The organism is Paraburkholderia sediminicola (assembly GCF_902859805.1).
Classification (GTDB): Bacteria; Pseudomonadota; Gammaproteobacteria; order Burkholderiales; family Burkholderiaceae; genus Paraburkholderia; species Paraburkholderia sediminicola.
Window position 1 is genome coordinate 1,223,177 of sequence record NZ_CADIKC010000001.1, and the last position, 16,007, is coordinate 1,239,183.

16 protein-coding genes are annotated in these 16,007 nt (G+C 57.9%); 11 read left to right on the forward strand and 5 right to left on the reverse strand.

Annotated elements, in window-relative coordinates; genetic code table 11:
* The first annotated feature begins 29 nt into the window (after window positions 1-29).
* From R8871_RS05425 to R8871_RS05450, 6 genes are all read left to right on the forward strand, one after another.
* Window positions 30-989 (forward strand): LysR family transcriptional regulator, encoded by a 960-nt coding sequence (locus tag R8871_RS05425; protein ID WP_175049389.1) that lies wholly within the window; start codon window positions 30-32, stop codon window positions 987-989.
* A gap of 413 nt (window positions 990-1,402) precedes the next feature.
* A complete protein-coding gene (locus R8871_RS05430) occupies window positions 1,403-1,693 on the forward strand; it encodes a hypothetical protein (RefSeq protein ID WP_175049390.1) in 291 nt (96 codons plus the stop codon).
* Between the two features lie 366 nt (window positions 1,694-2,059).
* Complete coding sequence (locus R8871_RS05435; RefSeq protein WP_175049391.1) at window positions 2,060-2,887, forward strand: hypothetical protein; 828 nt, start codon at window positions 2,060-2,062, stop codon at window positions 2,885-2,887.
* A gap of 433 nt (window positions 2,888-3,320) precedes the next feature.
* Window positions 3,321-3,755 (forward strand): ArsR/SmtB family transcription factor, encoded by a 435-nt coding sequence (locus tag R8871_RS05440; RefSeq protein WP_246287403.1) that lies wholly within the window; start codon window positions 3,321-3,323, stop codon window positions 3,753-3,755.
* Window positions 3,752-4,234, forward strand: a complete 483-nt coding sequence (locus R8871_RS05445; protein WP_217468885.1) for an SRPBCC domain-containing protein — start codon at window positions 3,752-3,754, stop codon at window positions 4,232-4,234. The genes R8871_RS05440 and R8871_RS05445 overlap by 4 nt, the downstream gene beginning before the upstream one ends.
* A 455-nt stretch (window positions 4,235-4,689) precedes the next feature.
* Window positions 4,690-5,139, forward strand: coding sequence for an ester cyclase (locus tag R8871_RS05450; protein ID WP_175050008.1), 450 nt, complete (start codon window positions 4,690-4,692; stop codon window positions 5,137-5,139).
* Between the two features lie 200 nt (window positions 5,140-5,339).
* Here the strand turns inward: R8871_RS05450 and R8871_RS05455 are convergent, their stop codons facing one another.
* The gene (locus R8871_RS05455; protein WP_175049392.1) at window positions 5,340-6,233 is read right to left on the reverse strand and encodes a LysR family transcriptional regulator; all 894 of its coding nucleotides are present in this window, start codon (window positions 6,231-6,233) and stop codon (window positions 5,340-5,342) included.
* 115 nt (window positions 6,234-6,348) lie between these two features.
* On the opposite strand from R8871_RS05455, the gene R8871_RS05460 reads away from it, so the two are divergent.
* Complete coding sequence (locus tag R8871_RS05460; protein ID WP_175049393.1) at window positions 6,349-7,179, forward strand: SDR family oxidoreductase; 831 nt, start codon at window positions 6,349-6,351, stop codon at window positions 7,177-7,179.
* A gap of 153 nt (window positions 7,180-7,332) precedes the next feature.
* On the opposite strand, the gene R8871_RS05465 is transcribed toward R8871_RS05460, so the two are convergent.
* A complete protein-coding gene (locus R8871_RS05465) occupies window positions 7,333-8,616 on the reverse strand; it encodes an adenylosuccinate synthase (protein ID WP_175049394.1) in 1,284 nt (427 codons plus the stop codon).
* Between the two features lie 144 nt (window positions 8,617-8,760).
* On the opposite strand from R8871_RS05465, the gene gcvA reads away from it, so the two are divergent.
* The gene (gene gcvA / locus R8871_RS05470) at window positions 8,761-9,660 is read left to right on the forward strand and encodes a transcriptional regulator GcvA (RefSeq protein WP_175049395.1); all 900 of its coding nucleotides are present in this window, start codon (window positions 8,761-8,763) and stop codon (window positions 9,658-9,660) included.
* 205 nt (window positions 9,661-9,865) lie between these two features.
* Here gcvA and R8871_RS05475 read toward each other — a convergent pair whose 3' ends face one another.
* Window positions 9,866-10,324 carry an MEKHLA domain-containing protein gene (locus R8871_RS05475; protein WP_175049396.1) on the reverse strand — a complete coding sequence of 153 codons (459 nt, stop codon included), beginning with the start codon at window positions 10,322-10,324 and terminating at the stop codon, window positions 9,866-9,868.
* 124 nt (window positions 10,325-10,448) lie between these two features.
* A complete protein-coding gene (locus R8871_RS05480) occupies window positions 10,449-11,426 on the reverse strand; it encodes a helix-turn-helix transcriptional regulator (protein ID WP_175049397.1) in 978 nt (325 codons plus the stop codon).
* A gap of 195 nt (window positions 11,427-11,621) precedes the next feature.
* Here R8871_RS05480 and R8871_RS05485 point away from each other — a divergent pair, with 195 nt between their 5' ends.
* A complete protein-coding gene (locus R8871_RS05485) occupies window positions 11,622-12,329 on the forward strand; it encodes a glutathione S-transferase family protein (protein ID WP_175050009.1) in 708 nt (235 codons plus the stop codon).
* Here R8871_RS05485 and R8871_RS05490 read toward each other — a convergent pair.
* The gene (locus R8871_RS05490) at window positions 12,311-14,251 is read right to left on the reverse strand and encodes an SMP-30/gluconolactonase/LRE family protein (protein WP_175049398.1); all 1,941 of its coding nucleotides are present in this window, start codon (window positions 14,249-14,251) and stop codon (window positions 12,311-12,313) included. The genes R8871_RS05485 and R8871_RS05490 overlap by 19 nt on opposite strands.
* A 268-nt stretch (window positions 14,252-14,519) precedes the next feature.
* Here R8871_RS05490 and R8871_RS05495 point away from each other — a divergent pair, with 268 nt between their 5' ends.
* Together R8871_RS05495 and R8871_RS05500 are read left to right on the forward strand one after the other, a co-directional pair.
* Window positions 14,520-15,059 (forward strand): hypothetical protein, encoded by a 540-nt coding sequence (locus R8871_RS05495; RefSeq protein WP_175049399.1) that lies wholly within the window; start codon window positions 14,520-14,522, stop codon window positions 15,057-15,059.
* A 105-nt stretch (window positions 15,060-15,164) separates the two neighbouring features.
* Window positions 15,165-15,896 (forward strand): hypothetical protein, encoded by a 732-nt coding sequence (locus tag R8871_RS05500; protein ID WP_175049400.1) that lies wholly within the window; start codon window positions 15,165-15,167, stop codon window positions 15,894-15,896.
* The last annotated feature ends 111 nt before the right edge of the window (window positions 15,897-16,007 follow it).

The following is a 16,007-nucleotide window of genomic DNA, read 5'->3' on the forward strand; positions in this document are numbered from 1 at the left end:
TCATTTTTTACTTTAGGTGAATAATCGAATTGACAACAGACACGGCATCCGATTTCGAGTTTTTCATCCTCCTCGCCAAGCTGAAAAGCATGTCGGGAGCGGCGCGTGCGCTCGATCTCACCCCGCCAGCTGCGACCAAACGACTGGGGCTGATCGAACAGAAGCTAGGGGCGCGGTTGGTCAACAGGACAACGCGGAGTGTCAGCCTCACGCCGGAAGGTGAGACCTACCTGCGCTACGCGACGCAGATCGTCGGACAGGTCCGGCAGATGGAAGATGAGATATCCGGGGCCAGGTCCGACCCGCATGGTCTTTTACGGGTCAACGCAACGCTCGGCTTCGGACGCACGACCATCGCGCCGCTGGTCTCTGACTTCGCGAAACGGTATCCCAATGTCGAAATCCAGTTTGAAGTGACTGATCGACCCATCGATCTGGTTGAGGAAGCGTTCGATATGGCAATCCGTTTTGGCGAGCTTCCCGACAGCCGGCTTAGTGCTCGACGCATCATGAGTAACCGTCGTTTCCTCTGCGCGTCGCCAAAGTACCTTGAGCGTTTCGGGACGCCAGAGCGCGTAGAGGACCTGGTTCGGCACCGCTGCATCATTCATCGCCAGAACGACGACGCCTACGGCGTCTGGAGGTACATACAGGGCGATCACACCGAAGCGCTGAAAGTAAAAGGCGCGCTTTCAAGCAACGATGGCGATATCGTGCTGCGGTGGGCGCTCGACGGGCATGGGATATTGATCCGTTCTGAGTGGGATCTGGCGAAGTACGTTCAGAGCGGTCGGTTAAAACTGGTGTTGCCGGATACGCTCCTGCCGTCAGCCGATTTGTATGTCTACTATCCCAGCCAGCGAAACCAGACAGCACGCGCCCGGGCATTCATTGATTTTCTGATCGACCATTTTCAGGCGCCGTTCATCCCGGTCGAAACGGGAGCTTTGATTTACGCTCAAAAAAAGAGAGCGGCCCGCAAGCCATAAGCCGTCCCTCGCGGTATGCGCGACGGTCCGTTATACGTATGGCTTGCCGCCATTCGCGTCGCCCCCTCGAAAGACTCTTGATGGCCGAACTCAGCCCGGCGACGATCGGCTCAGTTCGACCCGTTTTAGACATTCACTTAATGTCAGTCGAGCGACTGCTTAAGCGCGCGAGTGGGACATTCGGACGACCGTAAATTCAAGGGAAATCGAAAACGGCGCTGGGCGACTGCTTCCGTGGGCATCTGACCCACCGCATGGCCGGTCCGAGCGTTTCGTAAGCGCCATAGTCGGTCCGGATGACGGTTGCTGTTGGTGGGAATGTTGTCGCGTGCAATGGAGCGAAAAATTGGGATTACTTATGGTACTTTGTACCGGTGATAGGGATTGCTTGAACGTAGAACGGTGGAGCTGAAATGCTGAAGAAAACTATCTCCGATGCTGCGATGGCGCTGGGCCGTATGACATACATGCTGGAACTAGCAAGGGGTAGTTCGCATATCGCCAGCACGCGCAAACCGGAGACATTGACCGGTGCCATCGCCGAGGTTCTTGAGGGGTTCTGCAAGTTGCACGGCGTGTCAGGATTGTGCGTTTTCCGAGAGGTCCTCGCACAGGACGTCGAGCGCCGGGGGAATCTGGGTGCCGCTTCCGCTGTACGCAGTTTTAGTCAGGAAGAGTGGACGAAGCGGACATCCACGTCCTGACATTGACCGACTCTTGATGGCCAATCCCGGAAGTTCGGCCTGCGTCCGTCAGTCACCAGATCGGCCTCGGCGCGAATTTCCCCTATCGACCCACAAGAGACCTCCAGTATTGGAAAAGCGGCCGTTCGCTAAGGATCGACGCTTCATCGCGTCAGTAACAACAATCGACGTAGTCGACAACATGCCGCGCTGAAATTCATCGGCTATCATTCGCAGCAGCCATGAAATACAAACACTATCAATCTCGGGATATCTACATTGACGCATTTATTTTCAGCCGTTTTAAGTGTGCTAGTGATGGCTGCTTGCACACCAGCACCGTTAGCAGGTGTCGCGTCCTCCGGGAATAGCGGGCGCAGAATCCTCTTGGAGCAGCAAAACGGCAATCCGATGAAATCGTTGCGTGAGAGCACTTTGATGGCCGCAAATGCGAAGCTGAGCATTGCGAAATCCCGTGACGACAAGGCATCGGCGTTGCAACTTAAGGCAGATGCGTTAGCCGACCTCGGCAAAGGAATAGATGCATGGCCCTATATGATGCAAGCCGCCGCACTACGAATCCAGCCGACCGATATCGATTTCGAAATCGACGAGTCCTACATTATGTTTGCCGCTGGGATGCTGCGAGAGGCACGAGATATGGCCGACCTGGCGCTGAATCATGCTGAGCAGAAAGCGCGACAATCGAGGGACGCCCAAATACCTGATCTAATATATGGAGCTGCGCAGATGGCCGCCTGGACTAATGTTCAGATGAAGGATTGGCGTCATGCACAGAACTCCTTGGTCACAATGGCGAGTGCTTCAGAGTCCAATACTACTCAGTTGGAATATACAGCGCTACTCTACGTCGTCGTTCAAGCCGCATCTGACGGCAGCCTGCCTAAAGACCCAAGTTTGGAAGCGTTATTGTCCCGACTGGATCAAGTTGTAGTCCCGCGAGACGTCCAAAACGCGCTACTGCGCTATTTTCGCGGGTTCGGGACAGAGGCAGGAATTGAGACAGCGGTGGAAAAATGTTGCGATGTCGTTGGACGTCAAAACGCGCTCGCCGAAGCCATATTCTTTCTAGGAGCACATGAAAAGTTCGTCAACGGCGTGCCGGTGGGCGGAAGGCCTTATTTGGCAAAATTAAACGCTTTGGCTCCTTACGGTGTAGTGGAGTGGTCGCTCGCCCAAGGCTTATTGAACTGAGAGACGCGACCATACTCTGGGCATAAGAAGCAGCATGCGCCTATCAAGCATGCGTTAGTTTGCGGATCCACGCACGGGCGAGCGTCCGCTTACGATCACGCTGTCGACTGGCCGATCCTGGCCGAACTCGGACGTACGTGGTGCCTCCGGCGCGGTTTCCCCGCCCATGACGGACTGACCGCGATCCGACAACGATGGCGGGACGGATATACCCCCCCGTCGGTCGTACGGGCCTTGAGTGATCCCGGCGTCTTCAGAATCGCAGCCCCCTCCCCGCCTACCCTCCTCGTGGGTAGCTTGTTTTGATGCAGCCTGCCATAACCTGCCGATGCGCCAGGCTGCGCACGGTCTGTGACGCTTGAGAGCAGCCTAAGTGATCCGGCGTAACGCGCGCGGCGCGCCTTAACGGCCTCCCCCGAAAACGACGTAGTGCTTGACACACGCACAGATCGTATTTAACTTACCAGTTATCAACCAACAGGTTAAATACAACGTGCAAATCGACCAACTCAGCGTGACGCTTTCCGCACTCGCTCACCCCATACGGCGCGACATGCTCGCCCGCCTCGCTGCCGGCGATGCGTCGGTCACTGAGTTGGCCGAACCTCATGACATGAGTCTCGCAGCGATCTCGAAGCATCTGAAGGTTCTGGAAGGCGCCGGCCTCATCTCGCGCGGTAAGGACGCGCAATGGCGCCCTTGTCACCTTGAGGCCGGTCCTCTCTCCGCTGTACTCGCCTGGGTCGAGGATTACCGCAGTTTCTGGGAGCGCAATGCAGACAGCCTCGGAGACTACTTGAAGACGATTCAGACGGGCAGCACCAGCAGTAAAACCAGCACCCGTAACCTGAAAAGGAAAGCACCGTGAATACGAATACGAAGATCCCTACCGATGAGGCAGTGATTTCAATGAGTCGAATCTACGAGGCACCGCGCGAAGTCGTGTGGGCGGCGACGACTGAGGCCAAACATGTCGCGCAATGGTGGGGTGGCCCCGGAGTGACCAACCCGGTGTGCGAAATGGACCTGCGTCCTGGCGGCTCCTGGCATCATGTCATGCGTTTTCCTGACGGAACCGAACTTCGCATGGAGTTCGTCTTTATCGAGGTCGAGAAGCCGAGGACACTGAGCTGGCGCAACGCGAGCAAAGGGAACCTGCATGATGCCCATCCGTCGGCCGTCATCACCGTCACGCTTAACGACCTGGGCGAAAGAACCGCATGGGAGATGGTCGCGCGATTCGAGTCGATCGAGGATCGCGACGCCGCGGTTGCTTTTGGCTTCAACAAGCCTATCGAAGCGAGCAGCGATCGTCTCGTAAAGTACCTGGAAACCTTCAAGGAATAGAACAGCGCGCGAGAATCTCCGTTCTGGCCATGGAAGTTGGAGTTTTACTCTGGTGCGGAAAAACTTGTCGGGGACTCTCTTCAAAGCGCGAACTCATGCGCACGACCGCGTGTGTTACGCGAGCCGTTTGCGAATGGCTGCAGCCTTTGCCTGCGAGCATCCAAGGTGCTTGCGAATCTCAGTCACTGTACCGAAGCGACTTTGAACGTTTCAGTTCGACCGGTTTGAGTCGCTCAGAACTCTGGACCTACTGTCCGCTCCAGCGGAAGCATGAGACGTTCGCCGACGCTTACAAACAACGCGCGTAATGACCATCGCCCCTAAAAGACGCGTGTCGGTTTATCGAGTATTGCAGCAAGAAACGGGGGGCGGCTGACTGCTGGCGCCAATATTGTTCATACAGGGGGAGGCGATTGCGTTTCCCTCTTTCAACCACAGTCAATGAGGAATTCACCATGTCCAGGGAAGATGACAACAAGGCCGTCGTGGGCCGCTGGTTTACTGATTTCTGGGGCAAGACATGCAACCTCGACATCGTCGACGAACTTGCTGCTCCTGACATGCTGCTTCAATACTCGCTGCACGAGCCGCGCCGTGGCCGCAAGGACATCAAGGCATTCATGACCGATTTCCGCCGAGCGTTTCCGGATCTCAACTTCTGGGGCGCCGCTGATCTCATCGCCGAGGGGGACTATGTAGTCGGCCGTTGGGAAGGTGGAGGCACGCATACCGGTCCGGCATTCAGCGATTTCCGCGTTGGATCGTTGCCGGCCGCGACCGGACGGAAAATGCGCTTCACTGGCACAACCGTGCTACGGCTGAACGGTGGCAAGATCGTCGAAGAAATCGGGCTGGACGACGGCGTGACGGCGCTGCAACAACTTGGACTTCTCAAGGCAGCGTGATCGAAGGCACAGCGATTCTTCAGTTGTTCAGTAATACTGTGCATATCTAACGCCATAACGGGCCGGGAACACACCGGCTCGTTGTGGCGTTATCTGTCCACTGGGCGACCGAAAACGACCGGTCACTGTCCCGTCGTCGATTGACCGCATGGGACCTGAACAGTCAGGCCAGAATGCTCGACAACGTACAGTCACATGCGTCAATGATTGACCTCCCTAAGCACGTCTATGAACGCCCGCAGACCAGCAGGCACGTGACGATGCCCAGGATAGTACAGGCAGAGCCCCGGGATGAATGGGCACCAATCTTCCAGCACGGTAACCAGCCGGCCATCGTCCAGCCAGTCGCGGGCGGTGGACTCCGGTACATACGCGAGGCCCAACCCATCGGACGCGGCCTCAACCATCAGACCGTTGTGATCCAGCGTGAGCACCCCGGGAACATCGATTGCCATTTCCTCCCCGTGCTTGCGGAACTCCCAGCGGTAGCGTTTGCCGCTCGGTAGACGTTGGCGAATGCAGTCGTGGTTGCGAAGGTCGTCGGGCGTGATGAGTGGTGTGCGACCCGAGAGATACGAAGGCGCTGCAACGACCACGAAGCGAAGATCATCGCTGATGCGCACCGCCACCATGTCGCGCGGGACCGACTCGCCAAGCCGTACTCCGGCATCGAAACCTCGCTCGACGATATCGACAAGCCGTCCCTCCGCGACGAGATCGAGCGCCATACTCGGAAAGCGCTTCAGAAAAAGCGGCACCACTGTTTTCAATAGCAGCCGCGCCGCACTCTCATTGGCATTGATCCTGAGCGTGCCGCTCGGATTGCCGCGCGCATCAGCGACGGCATCCAGTGCGTCGTCGAGATCGCGGAGCACGGGTGCAAGCCGAGCGAGCAATGCTTCGCCGGCCTCTGTCGGCGACACGCTGCGCGTCGTGCGATTGAGCAGACGTACGCCCAAATCGCGCTCCAAGGCGAGCATGGCATGACTTAGCGAGGAGCGCGAAACGCCGAGTGCGTCGGCGGCACGGCGGAAACTCCGATGCGTTGCGACGGCGGAAAACGCGGTGAGATCGGCAAGTGTCGGCTTGGTCATTGGTGGCGAATTTTCACGGGGTCATACGTACTATAGAGACTTCTCTGACCAATGACGGGTACCTAAACTGTGAATCAGGCAATGCCATTCCATCCACTTTATGGAGAGACGCATCATGGTGAAGACCTGGTTTATCACCGGCACGTCGTCAGGCCTCGGCCGGCTACTCGCCGAGCGCCTGCTGCAACGCGGCGATCGGGTCGTTGCGACGCTTCGGCACGAGGGGGCGCTCGATGAACTGAAACAACGGTACGAAGACCGGTTGCATGTGCTGACTTTCGATGTCACCGACATCCGCGCGGTGCACTCGAATATCACAGCTGCATTCGAAGCGATGGGCCGCATCGATGTGGTCGTGAACAACGCGGGCTACGGGCTGTTCGGTGCAGCCGAGGAAGTGACTGATGAACAGATTGACCGGCAGATCGCCACCAATCTCACTGGATCGATTCAGGTCATCCGTGCGACGCTGCCTCACCTGCGCCGCCAGGGTGGCGGGCGGATCGTTCAGGTCTCGTCCGAAGGCGGACAGATCGCTTACCCGAATTTCAGCCTCTATCACGCTACGAAATGGGGCATCGAAGGTTTCGTCGAGTCAGTAGCAAAGGAGGTGAGACCATTCGGCATCGACTTCGTGATCGTGGAGCCGGGGCCGACGAGCACGCAGTTCGGTGCCGGTCTCGATCACGCGGTGCCGATGCCCGAGTACGACGATACCCCGGCGGGCGACGTCAGGCGGGCGATCGCGTCCAACAGCTTTGCAATTCGGGGCGATGCCGGCAAGACAGTCAACGCAATGATCGTCGCGGCGGATTCGGCACATCCTCCGTTACGCTTGACGCTTGGCGGCGGTGCCTGCGACTCGATCAGGGCCGCGTTGGCTGAACGCCTGAAGGTGCTCGAAGCACAGAAGGACATCGCGTTTTCAGTCGACTCGATAAGCTAGGCGGACGGGCGCGCTGACGCAATAGCTGCGTGATGGCGGTCCCCGATCGGCCCGGAGCGCTCCGTCCGCCTTCCCGACAACGGCCACTCGCCAAAGCTCACTTCGCCTGTCTCACTCGTCGGCATGAGTCAATCCGATTGGTATGTCGTCCATTTACGTGAATGGAGATCGCAAGACAATCGCGTCATCACGTTCGGGGCCCGTGGTAACCATCGACACCGGAATACCGACCTCCTGCTGAATCGCTTCAATTAGCGCCGCAGCCTCGCGGGGCAGATCGCTATAAGAGCGAATGCCCCGGGTCGAACCCTCCCAACCATCAAAGCGCTTGAGAACCGGCCGCAGGCGCTGCTGCTCGGCGTTAGTGGACGGCATGTAGTCGATGCGCTTCCCATCAAGCTCGTAACCTACGCACACGTAGATCGAATCGAAGCCATCGAGCACATCCAGCTTGGTCAGCGCCAGCAGGTTGATGCCGGCGACCTTGCTGCTCTGCCGCAGTTGCACAGTGTCCAGCCAACCGCAGCGACGCGGGCGGCCGGTATTGACTCCATACTCGCCACCGCGCTGTCTGAGCACGTCACCGAGTGTTCCCTCCACTTCGGACGTGAAAGGGCCTTCGCCAACACGCGTTGCATAGACCTTGCTGACGCCTAGTACCTGCCCCAGATGCGAAGGGGCGATGCCGGTGCCACTGGCTGCGCCAGCGGCCACGGTGCTCGACGACGTCACATAGGGATAGCTCCCCCAGTCCACGTCAAGCATCACGGCTTGCGAGCCTTCGAATACCGTGCGCTTGCCTGATGAATGGGCCTTGTCGAGTTGTTCCCAGACGCGTCCCACGAACGGCAGGATTCTTGGCGCTATGGCAAGCAGGCCCCTCAACACCTGGTCTCGCTGGAAAGGTTCCAGACCGAGGCCGCGGAACCACGCGTTATGGTGCTCAAGCAATACGTCGAGCTTTTGAGCCAGCAGTTCCGGTTCAGCCAGATCGCAAACGCGCAAGCCTCGCCGCCCAACCTTGTCTTCGTATGCCGGACCGATGCCACGCAGCGTGGTGCCGAGCGGCTTGGCGCGCAAGCGTTCCTGAGCGGAGTCGATCGCGCGGTGGACCGGTAGGACAAGCGTAGCCGTCTCGGCGATCTGCAGCACCTCTGGCGTGACGCGGATGCCCAGCGCGGCCATGCGGTCAATCTCCGCGAGCAGCGCCTCGGGGTCAAGGGCGACGCCGTTACCGATCAGACCAAGTTTTCCGCGCACGATACCGCTGGGAAGCAGCGCCAGTTTGTAGGTTTGACCATTCACCACCAGCGTGTGACCGGCGTTGTGGCCACCGTTGTAACGGGCGACGATGTCCGCCTTCTCGGCAAGCCAATCGACAATCCGGCCTTTCCCCTCATCGCCCCACTGCGCGCCAATCACAACAACATTCGACATACGGTAGTCTTCCTGGTGACTTAATCAAACAGATCCATAACCCGATCTGCGGCCAACCAGCGCAATATATTGGACTACGGCCACCACGAAAATCGATATAAACTCATCAGATCTGTCAGGAAAACTCACATAGAGATTCGCCGCATGCCACGTCGTCTGCCACCATTGAACGCATTGCGCGTATTCGAAGCCGCCGCCAGGCTCGAGAGCTTTTCAGCCGCAGCTGATGAGCTTTGCGTCACGCACGGGGCCGTTAGCCGGCAAGTGGGACAACTGGAGGCCTGGCTCGGACACAACCTGTTTGAACGCCGCGGCCGAAGGGTCGTGTTGACCGCGCCGGGGCGCGCTTACCTGTCGGAGATATCGGCGGCACTCGACCGCATCGCGCTGGCCACCAATGAACAGCTCCGGGTCACGCGACAGCAGATCATCAAAGTCAATGCGCCAACTACTTTCGCGTTGCGATGGCTATTGCCACAGCTTTCCAACTTCCAACTGACCAACCCGGCGGTGGAAATCCGGCTGACGACTTCGGACGAACCGATCGAAAGGCTACGCGACGAATGCGATGTGGCGATTCGCGGCGGCGAGCAGAAAGCGGCAGGGTACGTGGTCAACGAATTTCTGTCGGAAGTCCGACTGCCGGTGTGCTCGCCCAAGGTGCTGGAATCTCATCCGATACACGATGTTTCAGACCTGGCGCATCACACCCTGCTGCACACGACGACCTATCCCGGCCTTTGGGCCGAATGGCTTGCGGCGTGCGGCAATCCTCGGCTTGCTGTACGCCATTCCCAGCAACTGGACCACTTTTATTTGACCCTGCAGGCCGCCATTGATGGCTTGGGTATTGCGATGGGCCCGACCGCGCTTGTAGCGCTCGATGTCGAAGAGGGACGCCTCGTGTTTCCGTTCGACGGCCCAGCGTTGCCGGCATGGCGCTATTGCAGCTACGTCCACCATGCACGCCTTGAGGATCCTGCTATCAATACCTTTCTAACGTGGTTGCGTGAACTGGGGCATCGTTTCTCACGCAATGCATAGCGAATGAAACTCAACGATCTGGGCGAAGATGCCGAACGACCGTTCCTGGCCGCGTGCCGCCTACTTCACGAGATATCATTCCCGCGGCACGCAATGCGGCGACCTGCAGCAGACGACCACGAACTCAACCATCGTCCGAACCACCCTCTTCGAAACGACTGTTTTCAAACACCAACTGCTGCTCGTCCCAGATTGATATACGCGATCAGAGGTCACGCGTGCGCGGAACGACAACCGCCTGGCCGTGCAGCTTACCGTCCGTGTCGAGAAGCTGCCACAGCGTGGCTTCCTCGATCATGAAGCGCTGGCCCGACTTGGTGATACGCACACCCTTGTAGCCCGCCTCGTAGCCGAGCCGCTGTACGCGTGCGAGAAATTGCTGCCGCTCCTCGCGATTCGGAGCCTCGGCCGAGAGTCGGGACGGCAGTCGGGTGATTTCATCCCAGCTATATCCAAAGCGGCGCTGAGCGGCCTTGTTGCCGTATATAAAGAGTGGGTCGGGATCGGTGTTGTGCGCGAGTACCGCGAACGGGGCATGCTCGTAGAGCCATTCGGTAGCTTCGGTCACGGGCATGGCCTGTTGCACCAGCGGTCGACCAAGTAGCCGGGCATAGCTGTCTGCAAGGAGCTGATAGAAAGCTGGATCGCGGTAGAGGGGAATCATCGGGAGCATTTCGACGGAGATCGTGGAGTCTGTGCGACTGCGATGGCGCTCACGATACAGCATTGTCAGTGAAGGTTTCCACCTCTCGAACCGTCCAGTTTCCTGACGTCATCTCTCACCAAAATCATGCTCTCCTCTTATAGAGCGCCTTCAACTGCGACAACTCTTCCATAAATTGATTCTTAAGTTCCTGCGGCCCTACGATTTTCAAATTCGATCCGTATTCCAGCAGCTTCCGGGCGCCGTGCTCGATGGATTCGATAGGCATCAAAAACTCTTTCCATCCTGATGGCACCTCCGCACTACCCGCACCCCGCAAAACTGGAGCGGTTTTAATACGTGCGTTGGCCAACCAGTTCTCACCACGCGGCGACACGGCGATATGTGCCGTCAGCCGATAAAGATCAGTCTCGTACCGGTTCATGGCGTCACGCCAGTGCTTCACCAGATCAAATCGCGCCGGACGCTTGAAACGACGGCGGGAGGACTTGAGTTCACTAATATTCGCCAGCCGAAAGGTCAGCGCGCCGGGCTTGCCCACCATCTTGGCAATCAGGTACCAGGTACCTCCCTTGAGCACCAAACCGAGCGGCTCAAGTTCGCGGCGAGACAAACCACGCCAACTCTCGTACTTCACTTCGATACGGTACGAGCCCCAAACGGCATTGGCGACTTCACGCAAAAATAACGGCGTTTCTTGCGCACGATACCAATCCACAGTGTCGATGTGCAGTCGGCTGGCGACACGATCAGCCTGCTCACGCGAGTCCGGCGGCAGACTGGCGATCATCTTTAGCCGCGCCGAGGTTGCCATGCCATCCAAGCCCAGTTCTGTCGCGGGCCCAGGCAAACCTGCCAGAAACAGCGCGTGCGCTTCGTGCTCCGTGAGCCCTGTGAGATCGGTACTCCAACCCTCGCGCAATTGAAATCCCCCATTGCGACCTCGATCTCCCCAAATGGGCACGCCAGCAGTGGAGAGCTGATCGATATCGCGCAAGATCGTGCGCTCGGAAACCTCCAGTGCTTCTGCCAATGCCGGTGCGGTCATACGCCCGCGCGCTTGCAGCATCATCATGATCGACAAAAGGCGGCTGGCTTTCATAAACGACACCTACCTGAAAAATACATGACATAAGGTGTCATGTTAACGGACTTATTATCTGCCACATCCCTAATCTGCTCGATCAATGCGAAGTGATCGTGGAAGACGGATAGCATTATCGTTGCCGATAGATATCAAGGCGAACCCCGAAGCCAATCAGGGTTGCGCCGCATGAAATCAATTGAAGAGAGACAAATGAAAATAATTTCCGGACCGCTGAGCATGTTCGGCGCCAAGGTCGAGATCGCGGCGCACGAGAAGGGCATCGACTTCGAACGGGTGATGGCTCCGTTTGACCAGTTGCGCGGTTACAACCCCAAACATCCGGATGTATTGCGAGTCAATCCGAAACGTCAGGTGCCGGTACTGATAGACGGCGACCTGGAGATTTTCGATTCCACGCAAATATTTGAGTATCTAGAAGACCTGAAGCCCAATCCTGCCTTATGGCCCGCGCATCCAAAGGCGCGCGCCATCGCGCGTCAGCTCGAACACTGCAGCGATGAAATCTATTTCCCCCACATTATCCGACTGATGGGTCTTGAAGATGCGCCGGACGATCTTGCGGCGCAGACTGCGCGCAACGAAGCGTTTCAATACTATCGGCGCATGGAACGCGTTCTTGCGAATCGAGAATTTCTGGCCGAGACCTATTCCTATGCCGACATCGCGTTTTACATGGCGCAGTTGTTCGGCGCGCGCAAGGGCGCGCCCATGACAGGAGAAACGCCCAACCTGCTGGCCTGGCGTGAACGGATGACAGCACGTCCTGCCGTGCGAAAAGTTGCCGGTGCTATGGCGGGATATCTTGCCTCGATTGGAAATGCGGTCCCCGATTTCCTCCAAGGACTTAACCGGCAGCCTGTTGAAAAACCTCGTGCTATTCAGGGCGTCCAGCGATAAACAGTAATACTGGACCCCTTAACGTTGTTCTTCGTAACCACGTACTCGCCCGTCGATCGAAGGTATGCCCTTACGCCGTACATCGAATCGATTGCGCTGCTGGCATCGACGGTAGCGGTACTGGTGTTGACCAGCGTGGTGTCGAGGTTGCCTGTAGCGAGATTGAAGGCGTCGATGTTCGGCAACGCTTGCCCGGTGCCGAACCAGTAGCCGACGAAGAGATAGCTGCCGGCCGCGTCAATCGACTTGGCGCCGACATGAGGGAGCTTGATCACCGGATTAGGCGTCGTGGTATTGCCCGCGCTCCAGCCGTGATACACCTCGATCCGCGTGCCTATCGCCGTCCAGTCCGTACCCCCAACAACGCCCTGTCCGAGAATCATGGTGTCGCTGTCCGCGAGGTAGACGATGCGCGTCAACGGCTTGATGCTATCGGGAATGCGGATGGGAATACCGGGTCCCCATGTTGGCTTGCCGCTGGCGTCGAAGCCGATCAACGGGTAGTGGTAGATGTAACCGGTCTTGTCGAGGCCGGCCCACACGCCCCCTTTGCTGTCGATGCAGAATCCGTCCCTGACCGATGCGGTCGTCTTGAACGCCGGACCGGGAAGCGTGGCGTCCGGTATTGCAATGTAGCCATTCGCCGCATTGAAGTGGAAGAAGTAGTAGATATCGGGATTCTGGCCCGACGCCACGAGAATCCGGTTGGCGCCGACAGTGGCAAGTTGACCGAAGTGCTCATCCCGTGAGCGATCGTCAATGTTGATGCGTGGATCGGATGGATAGGCGATCGGATCGACCGTGTTCGCTACGAACGTACCCCCAGCGGTGCCTGTATAGATGTTGGTGCCGCCATAGAAGTAGAGGCCGTCAGTACCCGGGTCCGGAGCGGCAATCCCCTCAAAGTTGAGAGACTGAAACTTCCATTGCAGGCGACCCGAACTGTTGTAGGAGTGAATATCGGTGCCGCCGTCGCGGCCGAGGTCCCAGCTTCCGCCCCACGGGTTGTTGAGCACATAGAGGTTGCCCGCGGTGTCCTTGCCGATGCCAACGACGCGAGTGAAGCGCTTGTCACCCACCTGCCCTTTGATGCCCGTCGTGGTGTCGAGATAACCGCCCTGAATGCCGAACGTACCGGCCAGCGTCGGCGTACCCGAGACCTTGTAGCGCTTGATGTTCATGTCAGGACCTTCGTCGCCAACCATGAGCTGCCCCGACGACGCATCGAAAAAGAGCGACGATGGCAGCGACCCACCTGGCATACGGATGGTGTTCAACAGGGCGCCCGTCGGACTGAACCCGACGATCGAACCCTCACTCTTCTGTGCGACCCAGACGTTGCCTGCGCCATCCAGTGCGAGAGCGCCCGGGCCCGTAATGTTGATGTCCCGCTGCCAGACACCGGCGGTCGTGAAGATCCGGACACGATTGCCGTAGAAGTCGCTCGCGTAGAGGAGCGTGCCCGCCGTGGCGAGTCCAGTGACAACATCGACCCGAGGCTGGTTGCTTAACGCAGTGATCTGAATCAATAGATCACGAGCCTTGGTGGTGCGGTTGTATCGTCCCACTGCACCACTTCCATAGGTCCCACCAGGCTGCAGTGCCACGAAGATCGACGTCGCGTTGCCCGTGATCGCGCTGCCCTGAAACTCGCCGTGCGCGCCCATCGAGCCGAGGCTCTTGCCGGCCTGATAGATAGCGACGCCGCCCTCGTACTCGTCCCACATGGAGGCCGTATAGATGACGCCTTCGGGCGCGACCCACATGGAACGCGCAGTGTTACCCACGTGGGCTGCGAGGGTGCCATAGGTGTTCGCCAGCCAGTCCGTGGTGTTTTCCGCCTGACACGCCGGCGCAATTGTTGCGATGGTGGCGATCGCTGCGGCGAGCAGCACAGCATGAATTCGTTTTTTTTCAATCATGACTGATGCTCTCCAGAACGTAGTGATCATTCACGTGAATACTCGGCCAGTCAGATTTCAAATTCATGATCGGTGACCCACGTATGACCATATGCAACGCATTGCGCCTTTACAAGCCGCACTGCGACTTTGCATGCGGGCATGAATTGATCTCCCCTCTCCTTCTCGCGCAACAGGTAATATTTCGCCTTATCCTGGCGTATCGCTATGCATAGCGAATGAATCAGGGCGTTTTGACCGTTACCAAAAAAACATAGGGGTGGAGTCAATGAATCGAAAAGAAATCAAAGCTCAGGTCGTGCAGCTTCTGTCGGATGGGGTTGCGAAATCCGAAGTGTTCACCAGGTTGACGGGACAAGGCGTCAAAGATCGTCTGCTTGCATATTTCATCGCTGCGCATGCAGATCCTGAACGATGTCGTACAAACCGCGGCCATTTGATCGTCGTTCGGGTTATCGCGTGGCTGCAGGTGCTTGTTGGTTTGTTGGCGGGATATGCCGTCGGCAGCGAGATATCCGCGGTGGCGGGGTTGATCGTCGCAGCGATCGCTGTGGCGATTTCCCTGTTGTTCGTCTGGGGTTTTACGAAGAACAATGTCGGCGCCTACAACGCCTATCTGATCCTGGCGATTACGCAATTGCCAAGGCAGTTCACGGACTTTGCGGAACATCCAGAGTCGACGTTGATTGGTTGTCTGATCGGTGTGGGGTTGTTCGCCTACATCTGGTACGTCAGAACCCGGATCTTTCCAGATTTCAATTTCATTGCACCTAAAAAATTGAATGGGAAGTACGTCTTCTCGGAGTAACCCATCGGGTAGTAACAGTAACCGCGAGACGCCGTCTTTTTGGACGGCGAAATTTCTACCGATATGTGACGCGTTTTATTCGTCCCGGAACGGTTGATTTTGCAAATGGTCGAATTCGATTCGCGCCTGTTCAACCCGAATCCGTCAACACGAGGGGTAGACATGAAAGCAATCGAAAGCAAGCGCTCTTCCATGCATATTGGCTCGCGGGCGGCCGCGTGCCTGCTGGCAGCGGGATTTGCCGCTTCAACCAGTTCCGCGGCCGGTGCTGAGTCCGCCCTTCTGCCTCAGGATGCGCCGCACTACAGGACCGGAGACAGTTGGACCTATCTGTGGTCCGACCTGCTGTCTGGAAAGAGTAAGACCATCACGCAAACCGTGACGTCCGTCAATGCGGATGGGAGTGCATCTCTTCAGATAGGATCCGGAAGCGGGCACGTAGAGCTGACCTCTGAAGCAAACGTGATTCCCAATGCAGCCGCCCAGCACGCCTGCGGTATCGCGCTTCATTTTCCGCTGCGAGCCGGAACGCGCTATGAGGCGGACTGCCAGGCCGCCGGCGAAGCGAGCACGACTGTGCTGCGGCGCGCCCAGTGCGAAGTGCAAGGTGTTGAGGAGATCAAGACAAGGGCAGGCTCATTCTCCGCGATCAAGATCAGGATGACGGGAGTCTGGTCGCCGCAATCTGGCTTTGGGGGTGGACCGATGGAGGAGACATTGTGGTATGCCCCGGCCGCCAAGCGTATTGTCCGCGAGGAGTTTCAAGGCCGTATGGCAGGAAAGGGTGCGCCTGCGACGACCGCAACTGAGTTGGTGCGTTACGCGGTGAAACCGTAGCCTCGGTTGTGCGCACAACTCCGCCCCCAATCCCGTGCGGTTCCTTCGACGCTTCGTGACTGGCAAGACAGTCTCACGATGCGACGGCCGGTAGCCACGTGTCGGACTGGA

What these genes read in the sequence shown, in the direction of transcription:
- R8871_RS05430 (WP_175049390.1), top strand. Translation starts at nt 1,403, where the DNA reads ATGCTGAAGAAAACTATCTCCGATGCTGCGATGGCGCTGGGCCGTATG.
- R8871_RS05450 (WP_175050008.1), top strand. Translation starts at nt 4,690, where the DNA reads ATGTCCAGGGAAGATGACAACAAGGCCGTCGTGGGCCGCTGGTTTACT.
- R8871_RS05455 (WP_175049392.1), bottom strand. Translation starts at nt 6,233, where the DNA reads ATGACCAAGCCGACACTTGCCGATCTCACCGCGTTTTCCGCCGTCGCA.
- R8871_RS05460 (WP_175049393.1), top strand. Translation starts at nt 6,349, where the DNA reads ATGGTGAAGACCTGGTTTATCACCGGCACGTCGTCAGGCCTCGGCCGG.
- R8871_RS05465 (WP_175049394.1), bottom strand. Translation starts at nt 8,616, where the DNA reads ATGTCGAATGTTGTTGTGATTGGCGCGCAGTGGGGCGATGAGGGGAAA.
- gcvA (WP_175049395.1), top strand. Translation starts at nt 8,761, where the DNA reads ATGCCACGTCGTCTGCCACCATTGAACGCATTGCGCGTATTCGAAGCC.
- R8871_RS05475 (WP_175049396.1), bottom strand. Translation starts at nt 10,324, where the DNA reads ATGATTCCCCTCTACCGCGATCCAGCTTTCTATCAGCTCCTTGCAGAC.
- R8871_RS05480 (WP_175049397.1), bottom strand. Translation starts at nt 11,426, where the DNA reads ATGAAAGCCAGCCGCCTTTTGTCGATCATGATGATGCTGCAAGCGCGC.
- R8871_RS05485 (WP_175050009.1), top strand. Translation starts at nt 11,622, where the DNA reads ATGAAAATAATTTCCGGACCGCTGAGCATGTTCGGCGCCAAGGTCGAG.
- R8871_RS05490 (WP_175049398.1), bottom strand. Translation starts at nt 14,251, where the DNA reads ATGATTGAAAAAAAACGAATTCATGCTGTGCTGCTCGCCGCAGCGATC.
- R8871_RS05495 (WP_175049399.1), top strand. Translation starts at nt 14,520, where the DNA reads ATGAATCGAAAAGAAATCAAAGCTCAGGTCGTGCAGCTTCTGTCGGAT.
- R8871_RS05500 (WP_175049400.1), top strand. Translation starts at nt 15,165, where the DNA reads ATGGTCGAATTCGATTCGCGCCTGTTCAACCCGAATCCGTCAACACGA.